This is a genomic window from Pseudomonas sp. Sample_9 (assembly GCF_004307535.1).
GTDB classification, from domain to species: Bacteria; Pseudomonadota; Gammaproteobacteria; order Pseudomonadales; family Pseudomonadaceae; genus Aquipseudomonas; species Aquipseudomonas mercuritolerans.
In genome coordinates this window covers 1-1,929 of sequence record NZ_RAZO01000474.1, presented here as the reverse complement: position 1 = coordinate 1,929, position 1,929 = coordinate 1, and the positions used below count along the sequence as shown (strand labels likewise).

The window sequence follows — 1,929 nt, the reverse complement described above, 5'->3', positions numbered from 1 at the left end:
TTGTTGCTCGGCCTTCAAGCGGTCGCGGAATGCCTTTGGCGAAATCCCCACCCGGCGGCGGAACAGGCGCGTGAAATTGGTCGGATCGGAAAAACCCAACAGCTCCGACATCTCGTAGATCGTCATGCTGGTGTAGGTCAGCAGGCGCTTGGCTTCCAGCAACTGACGCTCGTGCATGATCTGCAACGCCGGTTGCCCGGCCAGTTCACGGCAGGTGCCGTTGAGGTGCGACACGGAGATGCCCAGGCGATGGGCGAGGTCTTCGACCTTGACGTGCTGGCGGTAAGTCTCTTCCACCAACTGAATGAAACCGTTGAGGTATTCGCGTTGGCGCTGCGGGCGCTGGCTGGCCTTATGCCGAACGATCGCCTGGCGGCTGACCCAGACCATGATCACGCTGACCAGCGAATGCATGAGCATTTCCCGCGCCGGTTGATGGCCGTTGTACTCGGCCTGCAACGCTGAAAACAGGCTGTTGAGATAATCGCCATCCTTGCCGGCCGGGTAGTTTTCCGCTCGGGCCAACGCGTGTACCGAATCGCCCAATTGCGCCTGCAAATGATTGATCAGCGGCGTGGCCAAGGTGACGATGAAGCCTTCAACATCCTCGGAAAAACGAAAGCCATGCACCGACAACGGTGGCAGCACCTGTATCGCCGGAGTCTCGAGTTGGGTGCGCTGGCCTTCGATTTCTAGCTCTGCCTGACCTTTGAAAACGAACAGCAGCTGGCACAGATCCGCGTGGCGGTGAGGTTTGATTTCCCATTGGTGTTCGCGACTGCGCGAGGAAATGGTTTCACAGTGCAGCAAGTCCGGGGTCGGCCAGTCCAGGCTTTCACCGTAGAGCTTGAACACCGGAATAGAAGGCAGGGCAGGCTTGTTCATACTTCAATCCAGGCCTCTGGTTTTTGGGCGATAATCGCACCGATTGGCAGAATGTACAGGTATCGGCTCAGTTTTCACCTTCAATTGACAGACCCGCAAGGGAAAAATGCAAGCACTCGATCCATAAAATCATTCACCGGTTGTTGCTGCGTGAAGCTTGCGAGTCATAAAAACAATGAAAACTCTGAAAACCCAAGTCGCCATTATCGGCGCCGGTCCTTCCGGACTGCTCCTCGGCCAATTGCTGCACAACGCTGGCATCGACACCCTGATCCTCGAACGCCAGACGCCCGATTACATTCTTGGGCGCATCCGTGCCGGTGTGCTTGAACAAGGCATGGTAGAGCTGCTGCGTGAGGCCGGCGTCGGTCAGCGAATGGATGCCGAAGGTCTAGTTCATGGCGGCTTCGATCTGGCGTTGGACGGGCGTCAGGTGCACATCGACCTGCACGCGCTGACCGGCGGCAAAACAGTAATGGTCTACGGCCAGACCGAGGTCACCCGCGACCTGATGGCCGCTCGTCGGGAGGCCGGCGCGCCAACAATTTATCAGGCAAGCAATGTCGTTCCCCATGGCATGAAAAGCGACGAAGCTTTTGTCACCTTCGAAAAGGACGGTGAAAGCTGGCGCGTCGATTGCGATTACATCGCCGGTTGCGATGGTTTCCATGGCGTCGCCCGACAGTCGATTCCTGCCGATAGCCTGAAGATTTTCGAGCGGGTCTACCCGTTCGGCTGGCTGGGGATTCTCGCCGACACACCGCCGGTCCACGATGAATTGGTCTACGCCCGCCACGAACGCGGCTTCGCCTTGTGCAGCATGCGTTCGGCCACCCGTACCCGCTATTACCTGCAAGTGCCGGCGGATGAAAACGTCGATGACTGGAGCGATCAGCGTTTCTGGGATGAGCTGAAAAAACGCCTGCCGGATGCCCTCGCGGAAAAACTGGTGACCGGTTCTTCGATCGAAAAAAGCATCGCGCCGCTGCGCAGTTTTGTCGTCGAGCCAATGCAGTACGGGCGCATGTTTCTCGTCGGCGACGC

At 58.0% G+C, this 1,929-nt stretch carries 2 protein-coding genes; one reads left to right on the top strand and one right to left on the bottom strand.

All coding sequences use genetic code 11. The features are described 5' to 3' along the window. The coding region (locus tag D6877_RS27070; RefSeq protein WP_130912681.1) for a helix-turn-helix domain-containing protein at nucleotides 1–885 on the bottom strand (885 nt) is incomplete at its 3' end. A 175-nt stretch (nucleotides 886–1,060) separates the two neighbouring features. Here D6877_RS27070 and D6877_RS27065 point away from each other — a divergent pair. Then, nucleotides 1,061–1,929 (top strand): 4-hydroxybenzoate 3-monooxygenase (locus tag D6877_RS27065; protein WP_130912675.1); only part of this gene is annotated, 869 nt, incomplete at its 3' end.